The 18,475-nt window shown below is 63.3% G+C and carries 15 protein-coding genes; 7 read left to right on the top strand and 8 right to left on the bottom strand.

The genetic code is table 11. The annotated features are described in order from the left end of the window. Positions 1-57: 57 nt before the first annotated feature. On the top strand, positions 58-1,257 hold the full coding sequence (locus ACZ92H_RS22045; protein ID WP_465051027.1) for a patatin-like phospholipase family protein: 1,200 nt from the start codon (positions 58-60) through the stop codon (positions 1,255-1,257). Positions 1,258-1,308: 51 nt separating this feature from the next. On the opposite strand, the gene ACZ92H_RS22050 is transcribed toward ACZ92H_RS22045, so the two are convergent. The 3 genes from ACZ92H_RS22050 to ACZ92H_RS22060 form a co-directional block, all read right to left on the bottom strand. Then, positions 1,309-1,614, bottom strand: a complete 306-nt coding sequence (locus ACZ92H_RS22050) for a hypothetical protein (protein WP_465051028.1) — start codon at positions 1,612-1,614, stop codon at positions 1,309-1,311. A 45-nt stretch (positions 1,615-1,659) separates the two neighbouring features. After that, positions 1,660-1,812 carry a DUF3309 family protein gene (locus ACZ92H_RS22055; RefSeq protein ID WP_092800820.1) on the bottom strand — a complete coding sequence of 51 codons (153 nt, stop codon included), beginning with the start codon at positions 1,810-1,812 and terminating at the stop codon, positions 1,660-1,662. Positions 1,813-1,880: 68 nt separating this feature from the next. Continuing rightward, positions 1,881-2,327, bottom strand: coding sequence for an outer membrane lipoprotein (locus ACZ92H_RS22060; RefSeq protein WP_092800823.1), 447 nt, complete (start codon positions 2,325-2,327; stop codon positions 1,881-1,883). Between the two features lie 207 nt (positions 2,328-2,534). On the opposite strand from ACZ92H_RS22060, the gene ACZ92H_RS22065 reads away from it, so the two are divergent. From ACZ92H_RS22065 to ACZ92H_RS22080, 4 genes are all read left to right on the top strand, one after another. Beyond that, positions 2,535-3,503, top strand: coding sequence for an IS1595 family transposase (locus ACZ92H_RS22065; protein ID WP_465051029.1), 969 nt, complete (start codon positions 2,535-2,537; stop codon positions 3,501-3,503). A 155-nt stretch (positions 3,504-3,658) separates the two neighbouring features. Next, positions 3,659-4,225, top strand: coding sequence for a hypothetical protein (locus ACZ92H_RS22070; protein WP_314633018.1), 567 nt, complete (start codon positions 3,659-3,661; stop codon positions 4,223-4,225). 82 nt (positions 4,226-4,307) lie between these two features. Then, positions 4,308-4,619, top strand: coding sequence for a BON domain-containing protein (locus tag ACZ92H_RS22075; RefSeq protein WP_092800826.1), 312 nt, complete (start codon positions 4,308-4,310; stop codon positions 4,617-4,619). A gap of 72 nt (positions 4,620-4,691) precedes the next feature. After that, on the top strand, positions 4,692-5,891 hold the full coding sequence (locus tag ACZ92H_RS22080; protein ID WP_465051030.1) for an AI-2E family transporter: 1,200 nt from the start codon (positions 4,692-4,694) through the stop codon (positions 5,889-5,891). A 70-nt stretch (positions 5,892-5,961) separates the two neighbouring features. On the opposite strand, the gene ACZ92H_RS22085 is transcribed toward ACZ92H_RS22080, so the two are convergent. Next, positions 5,962-6,909, bottom strand: coding sequence for a YihY/virulence factor BrkB family protein (locus tag ACZ92H_RS22085; protein WP_092800829.1), 948 nt, complete (start codon positions 6,907-6,909; stop codon positions 5,962-5,964). 77 nt (positions 6,910-6,986) lie between these two features. Beyond that, complete coding sequence (locus ACZ92H_RS22090) at positions 6,987-8,012, bottom strand: OmpA family protein (protein WP_131377806.1); 1,026 nt, start codon at positions 8,010-8,012, stop codon at positions 6,987-6,989. Positions 8,013-8,497: 485 nt separating this feature from the next. Between ACZ92H_RS22090 and ACZ92H_RS22095 the strand changes: the two genes are divergently transcribed. Both ACZ92H_RS22095 and pbpC read left to right on the top strand, forming a co-directional pair. Continuing rightward, complete coding sequence (locus ACZ92H_RS22095; protein WP_465051031.1) at positions 8,498-14,257, top strand: alpha-2-macroglobulin family protein; 5,760 nt, start codon at positions 8,498-8,500, stop codon at positions 14,255-14,257. Continuing rightward, a complete protein-coding gene (pbpC, locus tag ACZ92H_RS22100) occupies positions 14,254-16,371 on the top strand; it encodes a penicillin-binding protein 1C (protein WP_465051032.1) in 2,118 nt (705 codons plus the stop codon). Before ACZ92H_RS22095 ends, pbpC begins: the two co-directional genes overlap by 4 nt. On the opposite strand, the gene ACZ92H_RS22105 is transcribed toward pbpC, so the two are convergent. The 3 genes from ACZ92H_RS22105 to ACZ92H_RS22115 all read right to left on the bottom strand — a co-directional run bounded on the left by ACZ92H_RS22105 (position 16,372) and on the right by ACZ92H_RS22115 (position 18,462). After that, complete coding sequence (locus tag ACZ92H_RS22105) at positions 16,372-17,325, bottom strand: hypothetical protein (protein ID WP_465051033.1); 954 nt, start codon at positions 17,323-17,325, stop codon at positions 16,372-16,374. A 64-nt stretch (positions 17,326-17,389) separates the two neighbouring features. After that, on the bottom strand, positions 17,390-17,662 hold the full coding sequence (locus ACZ92H_RS22110) for a hypothetical protein (protein WP_465051034.1): 273 nt from the start codon (positions 17,660-17,662) through the stop codon (positions 17,390-17,392). A gap of 119 nt (positions 17,663-17,781) precedes the next feature. After that, complete coding sequence (locus ACZ92H_RS22115; protein WP_131377796.1) at positions 17,782-18,462, bottom strand: hypothetical protein; 681 nt, start codon at positions 18,460-18,462, stop codon at positions 17,782-17,784. Positions 18,463-18,475 lie beyond the last annotated feature (13 nt).

An 18,475-nucleotide genomic window follows, 5' to 3' on the forward strand; every position in this document is an offset into this window, starting at 1 on the left:
TTGTCTGCCTCCATCGGCGGCGCGCGCGCGGCGCAAGCGCGGGCACAATCCCTTACAATGAGTTCGACGGTGCATCCACGCACGGCAGACATTGGGGCTATCTTGGCGACGACTACTACACCGATCAATCAATTGAATCCATCGCGCCTGCGCATCGTGCTGGTGCTGCAGGGCGGCGGCGCACTGGGCGCCTACCAGGCAGGCGTCTACCACGCCCTGCATGAACATGGGCTGGCGCCCGACTGGGTGGTGGGCACGTCGATTGGCGCCATCAATGCGGCCATCCTGGCCGGCAACAAGCATGAAGACCGCCTCGTGCGCCTGAAGCAGTTCTGGCAGCGCGTCGCGCACCGCGACAGCGTCGACATGAACATGATTTCCGACCAGCAGCGCCGCTCGAACATCTGGCTGGCCACCCTCGATACCGTGCTGCGCGGCGTGCCCGGCTTCTTCAAGCCCCGCTCCTTCAGCCTGTTTCCTGCCGGTATAGCGGTGAAACCGGAAGAAGCCAGCTTCTACGACACGAGCGAACTGGCCAGCACGCTGGAGGAACTGGTCGATTTCGATTATCTGAACCAGCCCGGCGGCATGCGCCTGACGGTCAACGCGCTGCGCGTGAAATGCGGCAGCCTCACCAGTTTCGACAGCCAGGACCAGCCCCTGACGGTGGACCATATCCGCGCCAGCGGCGCCTTGCCGCCCGGCTTTGCCGGCGTGCGCGTCGATGGCGACCTGTACTGGGATGGCGGCCTGTATTCGAACACGCCGCTGGAAACCGTGCTCGACGATACGCCCCACGTCGATACCCTGGTCTTCATGGTGGATCTGTGGAGCTCGGAAGGACCGGAACCGACCACGCTCGATGAAGTGCAGACGCGGCAAAAGGACGTCACGTTCGCCTCGCGCTCGAAGCGGCATATCGAGGACTATGTCAACACGCATACCTTGCAGCACAAACTGCGCGAACTGTATGCCAAGCTGCCCGATAACGCGCACAACCGCCAGCAGACGGAAGAACTGGTGGCGCTGGGCTGCGACAGCACCATGCACATCGTGCGCCTGCCATATGCTGGGCGCGACTGGCACATGGCGGCCAAGGACATCAATTTTTCCAGAGGATCCATCGAGTGGCGCTGGGAGCAGGGCTACCAGGACGCCTTGCGCGCCATCAAGGCGGCCGGCTGGCTGGCGTTTGTCACGGAAGATACGCCGCTGGTGGTGCACGAATTGCCGCCGTACGAGCGCGACGCCGCCTAGCGCCGCTCGGGCGCGCCGCCTGCGCGCCTGCTCATGCCGCCTGCCCGCGGATTATTGTGCCGGATGTGCTGCTGCGCGCAGCTTTTCCGCATTCGCCATGTCTTGCCGGTACGTGTCTTGCGCGTCTTTCAGGCACGTGCCGCGCGTGGCGGCGGGTTCTTGCCGGCAGGATTTCTTTGCCTCGGCCAGGGCGGCGGCGATTTCCTTGTGCAAGGTGCGCAGCTGGGCTTGCGGTGTGCTGTCCGCCTGGTACCAGCGTTGCGGGTCGCCCGGTTGCGGCGCTGCCGTCTGGGCTGGCGCCAGTGGCGCCAGGCTGCAGGCGAACAGGGCCGCCGCTAGTGTAGTGTAGCGCGTCATGATATTTCCTCCTTGAAATAAAAAAGGCGCCGTAGCGCCTTTTTTTTACAGCCTGCCCGTCAGTAGCAGCAGGATCAGTATCACGACCACCAGGCCGGCCACGCCGCTGGGGCCATAACCCCAGTTGCGGCTATGCGGCCAGGTGGGCAGGACGCCGACCAGGGCCAGGATCAAGATGATCAGAATGATGGTGCCCATGGTATCTCCTTGTTTTCGTGCAACTGATGCGAAGTGGCGGATGCCTGCTGGCAGGCGCCGCCGGTGGATTAATAGCGATAGACGCGGCCGTCAACGACGCGCACGCGGTTACCTGGGCGCAAGTCAACGGCGCTGTCCTGTACCACGGTGCGGTATTCGCCGTTGTCCAGGCGCACGCTGATCTGGTAGTTCTGCGCTTGCTGCCTGCGGCCTTCCACCTGGTTGCCGACCACGCCGCCAGCGACGGCGCCGGCTACGGTGGCTGCCGTGCGGCCGCCGCCCGAACCGATGGTATTGCCCAGCAGGGCGCCAGCGATGCCGCCGACCACGGCGCCGGCGCCGCTGGTCTGGCCGCCGCCTTGCACCATCTGAATGGAATCGATGGTGCCGTACATGGCGGATTCAGGCTGGTTGGCCGGATAGTATTGTTGTGACTGGGACGGACCGGTGGCGCAACCGCTCAGAACGGCGGTGGCGGCGAGCATCAGTGCAGCCAAGGTGGCATTGGTTTTCATTTTATTCTCCTGACGAGGTGAGGGTGTAGGGCCATCTTAGTCACGCCCATGGCCCCGGTCTGTACGCTGCCGCACGTACCTATTTGCAGCTGGCGCCAGCATGTCCACGCGGATTTTTTGGCTCTGTCCTCGTTAACTGTGGGATGGGCGGAATTTTCTCCCCGCACCGCTGTCTGACTCTGCAGCCATCGAGACAGGGAGCATGCCATGCGGCCAGCCGAATGGAAGACCTTCATTGCCCAGTTCGCTCACCTGAGCCTGCGCCAGCGCGCGCAAGGCATCACCTTGCTGCGCGACAGCTCGGGGCATGACGCGGCCGTGGCATTGCTCGAAAGCGTGGCGCAGCAGCGCTTGCACTGTCCCGCCTGCCAATCGGCGCACGTGCATCGGCATGGCCACGCACACGGCTTGCAGCGCTACCGGTGCGTACCCTGTGGCCGGACCTTCAATGCACTGACGGGCACGCCGCTGGCCCGCTTGCGGCATAAGCAACTGTGGCGCGATTATGCCGCGTGCCTGCTGGACTCGAGCTCGGTGCGCAAGGCGGCAAGTCAATTGGGCGTGCACCGCAACACGGCGTTTCGCTGGCGCCACCGGTTTTTAAGCCTGGCCAAGACGGACCGGCCGCACTGCCTGCATGGCATTGCCGAGGCCGATGAACTGTATGTGCTGGAGTCGCAGAAAGGGGCGCGGCACCTGGCGCGTCCTCCACGCCGCCGCGGTAGCCATGCGCATCAGCGCGGCATTGCCAAAGAGCACGTCTGCATCCTGGTGGCGCGCGACCGCACGGGACAGACGCTGGATTTCGTCACGGGCAGGGGCCAGCTCACCAAGGCGCAATTGCACTATTGCTTGCCTTCCGTGATGGACAACGATGTCTTGCTGGTGACGGACGGCCATGCCGCTTATCCGGCCTTTGCCAGGGAAGCGGGCATCAGCCACCTGGCCGTCAGCGTGCGCGCCGGCATCCGCGCGCATGGCGCCGTGCACGTGCAGAACGTGAATGCCTATCACAGCCGCTTGCGCGGCTGGCTGCAGCGCTTTCACGGCGTCGCCAGCCGCTATCTGCCGAACTACCTGGGCTGGCGCTGGATACTCGATGCCAGGCGCATCTTGTCACCGGAAGCATTACTGAAAGCCACGCTGGGCGAGTTCCCACACCTGACGGTGACATAGCATTTTTTTGCAAGAACGTTGTTATTTCTCCCGTTATGTCTCCTTGTTTCAAAAATAATGGCTTGTGTACGGCAGCGTACAGAAGGGGGCCGACTATCCACGTAAAACGGTAGTCATGCCAAGCAGACATGCTTGTCACCACCAGGGAGCAACAGATGAACAAGAATATTCAGAAGAACAAGTTGTACGCCACCATCCTCGTCAGCCTGGCCTGCGCCGCATGGGGCGGTTCCGCCTTCGCGGCCACGCCGGAAGCGAAAGCGGCCTACAAGGCAGCCAATGAGCAGGCCGCGCTGAATTACAAGCTGGCGCATGCCGAGTGCGAAAAAATCACGGGCAATCCGAAGGATGTCTGTATCGCCGAAGCCAAGGCCGTGCGCACCTACGATGAAGCGGTGGCGCAAGCGCAATACACGAATACCCTGCGTGCCTACACCAAGGCGCGCATCAAGATTGCCGATGCCAACTATGACGTCGACCTGGCGCGCTGCAATGCGCTGACGGGCAACGACAAGGATGTCTGCGTCAAGCTGGCCAAGTCCACCAAGGTGGCGGCCCTGGCCGATGCCAAGGCGGACAAGAAGGTCATCGAAGCGCGCAGCGATGCGCGTGAAGCAAAAAGAAAAGCCGAGTACAAGGTCGCAACAGAAAAATGCGATGCATTAGCCGGCGCAGCCAAGGATAACTGTATCAAGGCTGCAAAAACCCAGTTTGGCTACTAAACGCCATGCGGCGCGCGGTAATCAAATTGGTATAAGAAGCTCATTGTGAGCACGTTGATTGACCACTCCTAAGGAAAAAACCATGAAATTCACTAAATCGATCGCTACCGGCCTCTTCGTCGCTTCCCTGTTCGCTGTTGCAGGTTGCGCTTCCACCCCGACCAAAGAAGGCACGGGCGAATACATCGACGACGCGGCAATCACGACGAAAGTCAAAGCCAGCATCTTCAATGAACCTACTTTGAAATCGACGGAAATCAACGTTGAAACCTTCAAGGGCGTGGTTCAGCTGAGCGGCTTCGTTGCCCAGCCAGCGGACGCAGCCAAAGCAGGCGAAATCGCCCGCGGCGTCAAAGGCGTGAAATCGGTGAAAAACGATATCCGCGTCAAGTAATGGCAAGGCCTGCCGCAGCGTCCGGCCTTCTGGCCGGCGCTGTGGCCCTTCATCGAGCGTAGCGGGAATCTCATGCATATCCAGCCTTCAGATGCCCCGCCCGATCCGGCTGTGGCTGTTCCCATCGAGCCTGTCACGCCGCCTTCGGCCGCGCCAGCCGAGCCGGTGGATCCCGCCCTGCGCCTGCCGCTGCATGTCAATGCACGCGGCCTGGCGCTGGGCATCATCGCCACCGTCAGCTTTATCTATGCGCTGCAGTGGGCACAGAAATTCCTCATTCCCGTCATCTTCGGCATCTTCATTGCCTATACTCTCAATCCTGTCGTCGCCTGGCTGGAAAAGATCCGCATACCGCGCGCCATCGGCGCCAGCGCCGTCACGGCGTTGATACTGTTCGGTTCCATCGTCATGGTCGAGCGTGTCCAGGGCGAATTTGAATCCATCGTCGAAGAATTGCCAGCCGCCACGCATAAACTGTCGCGCCTGATCGCCGCCAATACGGGCGGCAAGAACAGCACCTTCCAGAAGATGCAGGCGGTAGCCAATGAAATCGAACAGGTGGCCGCCGGCGCCGAAGCGCGCCGCAACACGCGCCGCGCCGCCAGCGCGCCCGATGGCCCGAACTTCAAGATCATGGACTGGGTCTGGGCCGGTTCCCTGGGCCTGGTGGGCTTTGTCAGCCAGGCCACCATGGTCATCTTCCTCGTGTTCTTCCTGCTGCTGTCGGGCGACACCTTCAAGCGCAAGCTCGTCAAGCTGACGGGGCCTTCATTGAGCCGCAAGAAGGTCACCGTGCACATTTTGGAAGACATCAATACCTCGATCCAGAACTATATGTTCATGCTGCTCGTCACGAATGGCTTGCTGGCGCTGCTGATGTGGATCGCCTTGCGCATCATCGGCCTGGAAAACGCGGGCGCCTGGGCCATCGTGGCCGGCTTGCTGCACATCATGCCGTATTTCGGTCCCTTGTTGATCACCATCGCCACGGGCCTGGTCGCCTTCCTGCAGTTCGAATCGCTGGAAATGGTCCTGTTGGTGACGGGCACGTCGATGGCCATCGCCACCCTGGTGGGCACCTTCGTCACGACCTGGATGACGGGGCGCATCGCCCGCATGAATCCCACGGCCGTCTTCATCAGCCTGCTGTTCTGGGGCTGGCTGTGGGGCGTCTGGGGCTTGCTGCTGGGCGTGCCCATCATCGTCATCGTGAAGGTTGTCGCCGAGCGCGTGCAGGGCATGGAAGTGGTGGCCGAGCTGCTGGGCGAGTAAGCGTCGTCATGCACGAACAACGGCGCCCGAGGGCGCCGTTGTTCGTTGTTGTTACGTACCAGCCACGTGCTCAGGACTGGTGGCGCTTGAGGATTTTGACCTGCACATCGCCATCTTCCGTCTTTGGCATATCTTTCATGCTGCCCAGCTGCAAGGCGAACTGGCGCGTGAATTCGGCGCCCAGGAAGAAAATCTGCGCCGAGTAATACACCCACAGCAGCAGTGCCACCAGCGAACCGGCGGCGCCATAGCTGCTGGCCACGCCGCTATTGCCGATATACACGCCAATCGCGTATTTACCCAGTGAAAACATGAATGCCGTGCCCAAGGCGCCGATCAGCACGTCGCGCCACGACAGGCGCACGCGCGGCAGCATTTTATAGATGACGGCGAATAGGCTGGCGATGACGGCAAAGCCGATCAGGTTCGACAGGATGGTAAACAGCACGGCCGTGTCTTTCCACACGCCTTCCCAGAAATTGGCGAGGATGGCCATGGCCGCATTGACCACCAGCGACACCATCAGCAGGAAAGCGAGCACCAGCACCAGCCCGAACGAGAGCAGGCGCGTGCGTACCATGTCCCAGGCGCCCGCTTCCTTCAGGGGAGGCACTTGCCAGATTTCATCGAGGCTGGCTTTCAGTTCGGCAAACACGCTGGTGGCGCCAAACAGCAGCAGGGCGCTGGCGATGAGCGTGGCGATGCGGCCCTGTTCATGATTCTTGGCGCCGGCCAGCACCAGTTGGATCGCTTCGGCGCCCTGCGTGCCCAGCAAGCCTTGCAATTGCCCCATCAACTCGCCGCGGGCGGCCGCCGGGCCATAGAAAAAGCCGGCGATGGCGATCACCAGCACGAGGATGGGCGCGATGGAAAACAGGGTGTAATAGGCGAGGGCCGCGCCCTTGCTCGAGGCGCGGTGTTCCAGCCACTCGGTGACGGAGCAGACGATGACGCTGCGCATCTGCTTGCTGAACGGTGCCAGGCCAGCCAGTTTGGGGTAGCGGGTAGAGAAATTCATGGTGGCTTTCAATGAAAAAAAGGGGCCGCAGCCCCTTTTTTAACTAGTATTAACTAGTGGCGTACCACTGGTGTAGCTTACTGTACGCGGCGTTCGATGGTGATTTGCTCGACTTCAACGCGACGGTTCGGTTCCAGGCACTTGATCAGGTCGGCACGTTTCTTGTTATCGCACGTAACGACTGGATTGGTGGAACCCTTGCCTTCGGCCGTCAGGCGGTTGGCAGCCACGCCTTTGGACACCAGGTACTCCTTGACGGCGTCAGCGCGCTGCTGCGACAGTTTCAGGTTGTACTTCGGCGAACCGATGCGGTCGGCATAACCACTGATGACGACGTTGTTGACGTCCGGCGCTGCGTTCAGCACGCGGGCGATTTCGTCGAGCTTGGTCTGTGTCGGGCCCAGCTTGGCGCTGTCGAACGCGAACAGTTCCGTCGCCGACATCGTCACTTTTTCAAAGCGTGGCGGCGGTGGCGGTGGTGGCGGCGGCACGACGACAACGACTTCTTCACGCACTGGCGGCGGTGGCGGCGGTGGTGCAGCCGGCGTTGGCGGTTTGTCGAAGGCGTAGTTCAGGCCCACATTGACATACCAGTTGCTGGATTTGCTTTGGTCAAACGTGTTGCCGCGCAGGAAACCATGCACGTTGCGCACATCGACCTGGGTCGACCATTGATCGCTGAGTTTGCTCTGGAAGCCCAGACCCAGGTTCACGTACGGCGAGCTCTTGCTGCGTTCGCCCAGCGGACCCGTGTCCTTGTCGCGCTGCATGCCTGCGCCAACCAACACGAAGGGGCTGAACGCCGGACCGCGGTTGAACATGTACAAGCCATCTACGCCCAGCGTATTTTGCTGGTAGCGGCGACCGCCATCCTTGGAGCGGGCATAGGTGGTACCCAGCTGCACGTCCCAGTCTTGCGAAACTGGCTTACCAAAACGCAAGCCAGCGCCATAGCCCGTTTTATCGGTGGAGAAATCCGAATCCGGTTTCATAGCATTGATGCTAGGTTGAATATACCAGGATGGGTTGATTTCCTGGGCCTGTGCGCCGAGGGCGGAGCACAGGACTGCGGCGGCAACGGCGATTTTTTTTAGATTATTCACAAGTAACTCCCAACGTTGATAAGAGATTTTCTCTACTGCATCAATGCCACATCTTGCTGCGCATGCTATTGCTAAGAAAGATGGACAACAATTCCAGGTGCGTTCTTTTGTCATAAATGCACTGCTGTTGGACTAGAGAATACGTTTCCAAGTTCAAGCGGTCGGTGCGCTGGCGCACAAAGCATTGTTGTACATCAATAGTGTTGCAGATTCACGACAAATACTCTGATATTGAAAAAAACTAATTTACCCGGTAGCTCAATTTTTGCCGCCCTTTCCCGTTTCAGGACGTGGCGGCCCGGGCAATCGTACGACTTGTTACTCTCGTGCCACTGTATATTAGCAACAATGATGAGCTTGATAACTAATATTACATTGATGTTGTAATCCTGCCGCGTTCTGTTGAATTTCCGGGCTTCTCCTGAGCAACTTTTACGCGCCGCAGCCAGCTCCGCCACTTTTCATCAAGGAGTCACCCTGTGTCCATGACTTTCTGCAATTCCCCTTTCACGTTCCCCACGCCGACACTGGCGGGCGCCGGTGCGCTGCTGCTGTCGCTGGCAACGGTGCTTCCCGCCTCGGCCGACAGCGGCGTTGCCGTGTTTTCGCCCAGCGGCACGGTCAAGGCCGTGCGCCAGGTGCGCGCCCAGTTCGCCACGCCGATGGTGCCGTTCGGCGACATGGCCCTGGCCGCGCCGTTCGCCATCGATTGCGGCAAGGCCGAGCCGGCCGTCGTGGCGGGCGCGGGACGCTGGGCCGATGAGCGCAACTGGAACTACGATTTCGAGCGCGACCTGCCGGCTGGCGTGGCCTGCAGCTTTACCCTGAAGCCGGGCTTGAAGGACCTGGCGGGCCAGGCCCTGCAGGGCACGGCATCCTACCGTTTTTCCACGGGCGGCCCGGCCATCGTCGAGTCCATGCCGTATGACGGCCAGCCGTACATCGATGAAAACCAGATCTTCGTGCTGGGCCTCGATGCCGCGCCGAACGAGACCAGCGTCACGGCGAATGCGTATTGCCGCGCCGATGGCATCAATGAAAAGATTCCCGTGCGCCTGTTGAAGGGCAAGGAGCTGGAACAAGTCCTGGCCCTGCGCAAGAATTTCGTCGACCGCTACCTGACCGTGTATTTCAAGAAGCGGGGCGTGGTGTGGAAAGTGGGCATGCCCGTGGCCAGCAAGGGCGCGCCGCCGCTGCCCGTCACCGTGCTGCAGTGCAAGCGCAGCTTTCCCGCCAATGCCAAGGTATCACTGGTGTGGGGCGAGGGCATCGCCAGCGCCAGCGGCATCGCCACAGAGAAGGCGCAAAGCCTGCATTTCAAGACGCGGCCCGACTTCACTGCCAAGTTCAGCTGCGAGCGCAGCAATCCGAAGGACCAGTGCATTCCGTTCCTGCCGATGCGCGTGCAGTTTTCCGCGCCCGTGAAAGCGTCGCTGGTACGCGCCATGACCTTGACGGGCGGCGGCAAGACCTATGCGCCGACGATGGCGAAAGAGGAAGAAAAGGCCGAATTCCTGAACGATGCCACCTTCAATGGCCCGTTCCCCGTGGAAACCAGTTTTACGTTGAACCTGCCGCCGAAGCTGACGGATGATGCTGGCCGCATCCTGCTCAATCGCGCCCGCTTTCCCATGACGGTGCGCACGGGAGAGCAGCCGCCGCTGCTGAAATTCCCGGCGCCGTTCGGCATCATCGAAGCCAAGGGGGACGGGCTGCTGCCCGTCACCGTGCGCAACATCGAACCCGTGCTGACCGGCAGGCAAATCGCCAGGGAAGCGGGCTCCGCCGCGGCGCCGGCCGCCACGGGCGCCACCTTGCGCGTGCCCGACAGTGACGACAAGTTCGTCATCGAGTGGATGCAGCGCCTGGCCGGCAATGGCGATGCCGGCGAATACTGGCAGCCGTACGCGCAATATGCGGGCAACATGAGCAAATCCGTGCTGGCCGACGCGGCTGGCACGCGCCCCATCAGCTTGCCCCGTCCTGACGGCAAGAAGACGTTTGAAGTGATCGGCATCCCGCTGCAGAAGCCGGGCTTTTATGTGGTCGAGCTGGCCAGCCCCATCCTCGGGAAAGTGCTGCTGGGCAAGCCAACCACCGCGTATATCCGCACGGCCGCGCTGGTGACGAATCTGGCGGCCCATTTCAAGCATGGCGCGCAATCGTCGCTCGTGTGGGTGACGACCCTGGACAAGGGCGCGCCCGTTGCCAAGGCGCAAGTTGCCGTGCGCGACTGCGCTGGCAAGCTGCTGTGGCAAGGCGCCACGGGCGCGGACGGCGTGGCGCAGATTCCCGGCGAACTGGCCAATTCCAGCTGCAAGAACAATGGCCGCTACTTTATTAGTGCGCGCAGCGGCGGCGACATGACGTTTACGCTGTCGGACTGGGTGGGCGGCATCGAGGCCTGGCGCTTCAACCTGCCCACGGACGACACGCGCGCCGACAACACCCTGCTGGCCACGGTATTTGACCGCACCTTGCTGCGCGCCGGCGAAACCGTGCACATGAAGCACTTCATCCGCAAGCACACGGGCCAGGGCATGAGCCTGGTCGACAAGAACAACGGCCCCGGCAGCGCAACCTCCGTCGTCATCACCCACCAGGGCAGCGATCAGAACTACCAGTTGCCGCTGCGCTGGTCGGCCGGCGGCACGGCGGAAAGCGACTGGGTCATTCCCGCCGACGCCAAGCAGGGCGAATACAGCGTGACCATGGCGGGCCGCCCATCGGGCAGTTTCCGCGTCGAGGCGTTCCGCGTGCCGACCATGAAAGCCGTGCTGCAGGGGCCGAAGGCGCCCGCCGTGCAGGCCAGGCAGCTGGCGCTCGATGCCCAGATCACCTACCTGGCCGGCGGCGCCGCCACCAATGCGCCCGTCAAGCTGCGCACGGTGCTGCAAGACAAGAGCGTGAGTTTTGCCGATTATCCCGATTACAGCTTCAGCAATGGCGACGTGAAAGAAGGTCTGGTCAAGCAGGGCACGGGCTATGACGACGATGACGGCGAGTGGCAGGACGAAGGCAACGGCGCTTCCGCCGGCGCCGGCGCCACGGCGGCGCGCACGCAAAACCTGAATCTGGACAAGGCGGGCGGCGCGCGCATCGTCATCGACCAGTTGCCGCAGCTGTCCGTGCCGCGCGACCTGGTGGCGGAAATGGCCTTCCAGGATGCGAATGGCGAGACGGCCTCCGTGGCCACGCGCGTGCCGCTGTGGCCATCGAATGTTGTGATCGGCATCAAGCCCGATGCCTGGGCCTTGAGCAAGGATGCCTTCAAGTTCACGGTGGCCGTGCTGGGCACCGATGGCAAGCCCGTGGCGAATGCGCCGGTGGCCGTCGATTTCTTCCAGCGCAACAGTTATTCGCACCGCCGGCGCCTGATCGGCGGCTTTTATGCGTATGAAAACAGCAGCGAAGTCGTCAAGCTGGGCCCTGCATGCAATGGCAAGACGGACAATAAAGGCTTGCTGATCTGCGACGTCAAGGCGCCGGCCAGCGGCAATCTGATCCTGCGCGCCCGCACGCAGGATGGTGCCGGCAATGCGGCCGTCGCCAACCGCGAAACCTGGGTGGCCGGCAGCGGCGACTGGTGGTTCAATGTCAGCGACAATGACCGCATCGACGTGCTGCCCGAGAAAAAACGCTACGAGCCGGGCCAGGAAGCGAGCTTGCAGGTGCGCATGCCGTTCCGCTCGGGGACGGCGCTGATCACGGTCGAGCGCGAAGGCATCCTCGACACCTATGTGCGCCAGCTCGACGGCCGGGAACCGGTGGTAAAAATCCCCGTCAAACCGAATTACGCGCCCAACGTGTATGTGTCCGTGTTCGTCGTGCGGGGGAGGGTGGATGGCGTGCAGCCGACGGCGTTGGTGGACTTGGGCAAGCCCGCCTACAAGATGGGCATCGCGCCCCTGAACGTGGGGTGGCAGGCGCATGAACTGAACGTCATGGTCGTGTCGGACAAGGAAGTGTATAAAACCCGCGACAAGGCGGAGGTGTCCGTGCGCGTGCGCCGCGCCGATGGCAAGCCCCTGCCGGCTGGCGCCGAAGTGGCGCTGGCGGCCGTCGATACGGGCTTGCTGGAACTGATGCCCAACGATAGCTGGAAATTGCTCGACACCATGATGGCCCAGCGCAGCCTGCAGGTGGAAACGGCGACGGCGCAGATGCAGGTGATCGGCAAGCGCCACTTCGGGCGCAAGGCGTTTCCGGCCGGCGGTGGCGGCGGCAAGGGCGCCAGCCGCGAACTGTTCGACACCCTGCTGTTCTGGAAGGCCACCGTCAAGCTCGACGCCAAGGGCGAGGCGAGCGTGCAGGTGCCGCTCAACGACTCGCTGACGGCGTTCCGCATCGTTGCCATCGCCAGTGCCGGCAAGGAATTATTTGGCACGGGCAGTAGGGACATCCGCAGTTCGCAAGACCTGATTTTGATGTCGGGCTTGCCCACCCTCGTGCGCGAAGGCGACCAGTTGCGCGCGGGATTCACCGTGCGCAACACCTCGGCCGCATCGTTGAACGTGGACCTCAATGCCAGCGCGGCCGGCAAGGCCTTGCCGCGCCAAAGTTTGACCCTGGCGGCGGGCGAAGCGCGCGAAGTGGGCTGGGATTACCAGGTGCCGCTGGGCGCGGCCAGCATTGTGTGGGAGATCGGCGCGAAAGCAGGAAACCATACGGATAAACTGAAAATCACGCAAAAGGTGGGCCAGGCCACGCCCGTGCGCACCTACCAGGCCACCTTGCTGCAGATCGAGAAGCCGACGAATCTGTCCGTGCAGATGCCGGCCGGCGCCCTGCCGGGCCGGGGCGGCATCCAGACCAGCTTTGTTGCCAAGCTGGGCGGCGAGCTGCCCGGCGTGCGCGAATACATGGCCGCGTATCCCTACACCTGCTTCGAGCAAAACACCTCGAAAGCCATTGCCCTGCAAGACCAGGCCGAGTGGAACCGGCTGGCCGCCAGCCTGCCTGCCTACCTCGATGGCGACGGCATGCTGAAATATTTCCCCGTCATGGAACAGGGCAGCGACAGCCTCACGGCGTATGTGCTGTCGGCAACGGCAGAGGCGGGCTATGCGATTCCCGAGCAGACGAAGAACCGCATGGAAGAAGCCTTGACGGCTTTCGTGCAGGGCCGCATCGTGCGCCATTCGGCGCTGCCGACCACCGACCTGGCCGTGCGCAAGCTGGCGGCGCTGGAAGCGCTGTCGCGTTCGAATAAAGTCCCGCCCGATGCGCTGGAAAGCATCAGCATCAACCCGAACCTGTGGCCGACGTCCGCCGTCATCGACTGGAGCTTGCTGCTGCAACGCACGCCGGGCCTGGCGCGCCGCGATGCGCGGCTGGCCGAGGCGCAGCAGATTTTGCGCAGCCGTTTGAATTTCCAGGGCACGACCATGGGCTTTTCCACCGAGCGCAAGGATAACTGGTGGTGGCTGATGGTCTCTGGCGACGTCAACGCCAACCGCCTGCTGCTGGCCGTGATGGACGATCCGGCGTGGAAGGACGACATCGGCCGCCTCGTGCGCGGCAGCATGGGGCGCCAGAAAAAGGGCCGCTGGGATACGACGGTGGCCAACGCCTGGGGCACCCTGGCGATCGCCAGGTTCTCGGCCAAGTTCGAATCCACGCCGGTGACAGGAGCCAGCGCCGTGAAGCTGGGCGGCGATACGCAGGCGCTCGTGTGGAATGGCGCGGCGAAAGTGGGTCCCGTGCTGCAAGCGTGGCCGAAAGGCATGGACACCCTGGGCCTGGCGCACAGCGGCACGGGCAAGCCATGGGCCACCGTGCAAAGCCTGGCGGCCATCCCGCTCAAGGCGCCCGTCTCCAGCGGTTATGCCATCAAGAAAACCATCACGCCGGTGGAGCAGAAGACGGCCGGTGCGTGGTCGCGCGGCGACGTCTACCGCGTGCGCCTGGACCTGTCCGCGCAGGCGGACATGAGCTGGGTGGTGGTCGACGATCCGATTCCCGCCAGCGCCACGGTGCTGGGCAATGGCCTGGGCCGCGATTCGCAGCTGCTGACGGCCGGTGAAAAGTCCACGGGCTGGGTCTGGCCCACGTTCGAGGAGCGGGCCTTCGACGCCTTCCGCGCCTACTACGCCTTCGTGCCGAAGGGAAACTGGAGCGTGGAATACACGGTGCGCCTGAACAATGCCGGGGATTTCAGCCTGCCTGCCACGCGCATCGAAGCCATGTATTCGCCGGAAATGTTTGGCGAAGCGCCGAATGCGAATGTGAAGGTGGCGCAGTGAGAAGTGTCATCGTTGTCGTGGCCTGCCTGCTGGCTGGCCCCGCCTTGGCGCAAGCGGTACTGACGCCGGCCCAGGTGCAGGCCGCCTACCGCAGTTCGGAAGCGCAGTTGCTCGACCGCAGCGGGGCGCCGCTGCAATCCCTGCGCGTGGACATGCAGGCGCGGCGTTTGCCCTGGGTGTCGCTGGCCGATATTTCTCCCGCCTTGCAGCAGGCCGTGCTGCTGGCGGAAGACCAGCGCTTCATGCAGCATGGCGGCGTGGATGTGTCCGCGCTGGCCACGGCCGCCTGGGACAATCTGTTTTCCAAGAAACCCCGGGGCGCGTCGACCATCACCATGCAGCTGGCGGGCCAGCTCGATGCGGACTTGCAGGGCGCGGCGGGCGGGCGCAGCCTGCGCCAGAAGTGGGACCAGATGCGCGCGGCGCAAGCCATCGAGGAGAGCTGGAGCAAGGCGCAGATTTTCGAGGCCTACCTGAACCTGGTGTCGTTTCGTGGCGAACTGCAGGGCATCGCCGCCGCTTCGTACAGCCTGTTCGGCAAGGCGCCGTCCGGCCTGAACCAGACGGACAGCATCATCCTGGCCAGCCTGGTGCGCGCGCCGAACGCGCCGCTGGCCACCGTCACGCGGCGCGCCTGCGCGCTGGCGCAGGCGTCGCGCATGGACAGCAGCTGCCAGCTGATCGGCCAGCGCGTGCAGACGGCCCTGCAGAAAACCCGTTTGTACCCGGACCTGGCGCCCGCGCCGCAAGTGGCGCAGCAATTGCTCAAGCAGCCTGGGTTGTCGGTGCGCAGCACCCTGGACGGTCCCTTGCAGCGTTTCGCGCAGGAAAACCTGCGCCAGCAGCTGGCCTCCTTGCGCGAACGCAATGTCAACGATGGCGCCATCATCGTCTTGGATAACCGCAGCGGCGAAATCCTCGCCTACGTGGGCAATGCGGGAGGCAGCCATGTGGATGGCGTGACGGCCCTGCGCCAGGCGGGCTCGACGTTAAAACCATTCCTGTACGAACTGGCCATCGAGCGCCGGCTGATGACGGCCGCGTCCGTGATGGACGACACGCCGCTGGACATCGCTACGGCGTCCGGCATGTATGCGCCGCAAAACTATGACCGCAACTTCAAGGGCCATGTCAGCGCCCGCACCAGCCTGGCCAGTTCCCTGAACATTCCCGCCGTGCGCACGGTGCTGCTGACGGGCCAGGATGGTTTTTATAACCGCCTCAAGGATGTGGGCCTGTCCAGCCTGACGGAGCCGGCCGAGTACTACGGGCCGTCGCTGGCCTTGGGCTCGTCGGAAGTGACCCTGCTGGAACTGGCCAACGCCTACCGCGCGCTGGCCAATGGCGGCAGCTACAGCACGGCCAGCCTGCAGGCTGGTCTGGCGGGCAGGGACAGGCGCAAGGTCATGGAGCCGGGCGCCGCATTCATTGTGGGCGATATCCTCGCCGACCGCGCCGCGCGCAGCTTGACGTTTGGCTTGCGCAACGAGCTGGGAACGAATTTCTGGAGCGCCGTCAAGACGGGCACCAGCAAGGACATGCGCGACAACTGGTGCATGGGCTACTCGGAGCGCTACACGGTGGGCGTGTGGGTGGGCAATTTCGATGGCAAGCCCATGTGGGACGTGTCGGGCGTGACGGGCGCCGCGCCCGTGTGGCGCGACCTCATGGACTATTTGCACAAGAGCGTGCCCAGCCGTGCGCCGAAGGCGCCGCCCGGCGTGCTGCAGCAGATGGTGGCTTACCAGCCTGCGCTGGAAGCGCCGCGCCGCGAATGGTTTATCGCCGGCACGGAAAGCGCCGTCATCGCCGTCGTGGGCGATAGCGCCAGGCCGCCGGCCATCGTGTATCCGGCCGAGGACAGCATCCTCGCCATCGACCCCGACATTCCGCCCGCCCTGCAGCGCGTCTTTTTCCAGGCCCAAGGCAGCCACGGCTTGCGCTGGGTTCTCGACGGCAAGGACCTGGGCGGGGCAAGCGAGAGCATCAGCTGGCGCCCCGTGCCCGGCAAGCACGCGCTGGCCCTTGTCGACGATGCCGGCAAGACGGTGGCGAAAGTGGCGTTCCAGGTGCGAGGCAACGCTTTGGCGCAGCTTGCCGCACAGGGCAAGTAGTCAGTTCTCCGGATAATTCCCCGGGGCGATGGCAGGCGTGGCGTAATGCCGCAGCACATCGCCGCCGTGCGGATGGTGCTGCGTGCGGCGTTTGTCGTCCGACGGCGGGGTGACCGGCACGATGGTTGCTTCGTCCGGATTGCGCAGGTTCACCACGGCGTTGACACCGCCGTCTCGGTAGCTGCCCATCACCGCCATGGCCATTTGCACGAACAGGGTGGCCGCGCCCGTGTTGCCCAGGCGCCCGTCCGTATCGATCCATTGCGCCGTGTTGCCGCTGTCGAGTTCCGTGCCGCCATCTTCCGCATGGCGCAGCAAGGTCTTGTGCAATGCAATCAGTTGCGCCTGATTGCCGCCTGTCGCGGCGGCCAGGCGCGCGGGCGCGGCGGGCCGCTCGGCTTCCGGCAAGCTGCGCAAGGCTTCCTGCCAGCCCGCCTGCAAGGCACGTTCGCGCTGATCGCGGCGCGTCAGGGACTTGCCGTCCTTGTCGATCATCCTGACGAACGTGGGCCGGTGGATGAAGCCGAAAGTGGGCAGACGGTCCAGCTGCGCCAGCTGTTTCTTGTTGAAGGGGATGGGAAACCAGGGCGTGGGCTGCCAGTGTGCGGGCGGCTGATACGTCTTGTGCTTGAGCTTGTCCAGCATGCTGAAGCTGCCCGTGCCGCGGATATCGGGGCGCCGGGCGAATTGCGCGGCGACGGGGCGCCATTCTGCGATGGCGGGCGGGCGCCGGGTGGTGGCTGTCGGGTCGCTTTCCAGGCGTTCCTGCGGCACGGTGCCCATCAAGTCATAGTTGGCCAGGTACAGGCGCCGCGCCACGCCGTAAGTGTTCAAGTCATCGACGCCGTCCTCGGGCGGCGCATCGTCATACGCGAACTTCCGCACGGCATCGATCCGCTCGCGCCGCGCCAGCGTGTCACCGCCGCGTCCCCCTGCCGTTTCCGCTCGCTGCATGGCATCCCAAGGGTATTTTCCTTGTCCTGTTCGCGGATGCTGGCAGAGGCGTCCGGGGCGGCGATCAGCCGCGCCTTGTCGGCCGCCTGCGGCATGCGGCAGGCGGCTGGCGTGAACACATGGCCGCCGCCATACATGCTACATGCGCGCATCGAGTCCCTGGCACAAGGCCTTTGTCCACAGCCGCGAAGCTGGTGCCCACATCGTTGACGCCGGGGATGACGATGGCATTGCCGGGCAGTTCGGGGCGGATGCGCACGATGGCTTCGCTCTGGCGCTCGCACTGCAGCAGGGCGGTACGCTTGCCGCCGACATATGGAATTTTCGGATACGCCATCGCCGCCTCCTTGCTGACCAGACAGGACAGTGCAGGGCGGGCGATGGGGGATTAATTGCGCTTAAACAAACAATGCCATAAAGAATGCAGCAGGCCAGTCTGCCGCATCGTTGTCAAGGTCACGGCGCGCTGAGGATCTTCGTCAGCGCGATGCGATAGGCTGGCTGCACGTCGCCGTCCTTGTCCAGCTTGTCCATCATGATCACGCCGTAGCCTTGCGCGTACCAGACGTATTCGCCGCTTTTTCCCTTGCTCTTGCCGCCGACGTCGTGCAGTTCGAACTTGCAGGCGTCGGGGAAGCGGTGCCCGCCCAGTTCCAGGCGTTCCCAGCCCAGGAAAGTGATGGAGAAATTGCGCTTGTCGGTGCGCGTGGAAGTGGTGATCTTGTCGGACAGGCCGGCCAGCGGGTAGTGGGTGTCCGTTCGCGTGTCCGTGAACTGCACCCGCACTTCCTGGCCAGGGCGCATGTTGGCGGGGATGGCGGACTGCGGCGCATAGACATTCTTGCTGCTCAGCGTACCATCTTCGTTGTAATGCACCATGCCCGTCAGGAATACCTGGCCGTCGCGGATATCCTGGTAGGAGGTGGCCAGCAGCACGCCGCCGTCGAGGATCAGCTGCGTGCCCTTGACTTTCCTGCCCTCGAAGCTTTCTTCGACGTTGACTTGCGCGTCGCCATTGTTCTTGCTGAACTTGATACCCGTGGTCAATTCCATGCATTCGCCCACCGTGGGCGAAGCCTGTACGGCCGCCGCCGCCAATACGCTCGCCGCCACCATCGCTTGCCATGCTGACTTCATCGTCGTCCTTGCT

The sequence above is a fragment of the Janthinobacterium foliorum genome, from assembly GCF_978021625.1.